Origin of the sequence: Croceicoccus hydrothermalis (assembly GCF_022378335.1) — a bacterium.
GTDB classification, from domain to species: Bacteria; Pseudomonadota; Alphaproteobacteria; order Sphingomonadales; family Sphingomonadaceae; genus Croceicoccus; species Croceicoccus hydrothermalis.
Genome location: NZ_JAIQCI010000090.1, coordinates 1 through 1,300, shown reverse-complemented (window position 1 = coordinate 1,300; position 1,300 = coordinate 1). Strand labels below are relative to the sequence as shown.

1 pseudogene is annotated in these 1,300 nt (G+C 61.5%); it reads left to right on the top strand.

The annotated features are described in order from the left end of the window. Nucleotides 1-73: 73 nt before the first annotated feature. A pseudogene (locus K4G67_RS17450) lies at nt 74-1,152 on the top strand (IS5 family transposase). Nucleotides 1,153-1,300 lie beyond the last annotated feature (148 nt).

The following is a 1,300-nucleotide window of genomic DNA, read 5'->3' as shown; positions in this document are numbered from 1 at the left end:
TGGACGCCCGCAATAACCTCTCGCTTTGAGACCGCTGGTGTGATTCATTCGGTGCATTGGAAGGAGAGCATCGATGCAGCCACACAGCCTGTTTTCGCTGGCGGAGCACCTGGACCGGTTGAGCAAGGACGGCGATCCGCTCGAGGTTTTGGCGGGTACGGTGGACTTCGAGCGTTTCCGGCCGCTGCTGACCCGCGGCCTAGGGTATAGCGACGGCGCAAAAGGCGGTCGGCCGCCGTTCGATCCGGTCGCGATGTTCAAGGTGCTGGTGGTTCAGGCGCAGCATAATCTCTCTGATGCGCGTATGGAATTCATGATCCGCGACCGCTTGAGTTGGATGCGTTTCTTCGGCTTCGATCTGGGCGGCGCGATGCCCGACGAGAACACCATCCGCCACTATCGCAACCGGCTTGGCGAGAGCGGCACGCTCGAAGCGCTTATGCAGGCGTTCGAGCGGCAATTGCGCGAAGCCGGCTATCTCGCCATGGGCGGCCAGATCGTGGATGCCACGCTGGTACCCGCGCCCAAGCAGCGCAACACCGAGGACGAGAAGGTCGCTATCAAGGCGGGCAAGTCGGCCAGGCAGATCTGGCACGGCAAGCCGAACAAGGCGCACCAGAAGGATGTCGACGCGCGCTGGACAGTGAAGATCGGCGGCAAGATCCGCTATCGCCCGGATGGGACACCGCTGCCGCAGATCGCCACGCCGGTGTTCGGCTATAAATCCCATATCAGCATTGACCGGCGCTTCGGCTTTATCCGCAAGGCAGCGGTGACATCGGCGGCGCATAGTGACGGGCGCCAACTGCGACGGGTCATCGATACCAGCAATACAGCCAGCGATGTCTGGGCCGACAGCGCCTATCGCAGCCAGAAGAACGAGACATGGCTGGCCGCAACATGCTCACGAGCCGGATCCATCGCAGAAAGCCCAAGGGCAAACCGATGCCCGAGTGCATCGCGCGCGCCAATGCCTCGAAATCGGCCGTGCGGGCCAAGGTGGAGCACGTCTTTGCGCACCAGAAGAACCGCTATGGTCTATTCATCCGGACCATCGGGCTCGCCAGGGCGCAGGCCAAACTTACGCTGGCCAACCTGGTCTACAATTTTGATCGCCTGATCTTCCACGAGCGGCGGGCAGCCACAGAATAGGTGCGCCTGAAATGCAGGAATCGGGCTGACCAGCGACGGAAATACAACCTCAGAACGCCCAGCGCTGTCATCAAATGGCACTCCTCACGCTACGGACCTCAAACCGCCCAATCACGCGGCCAAAGTCAGAGTTGTTGCGGGTGTCCAG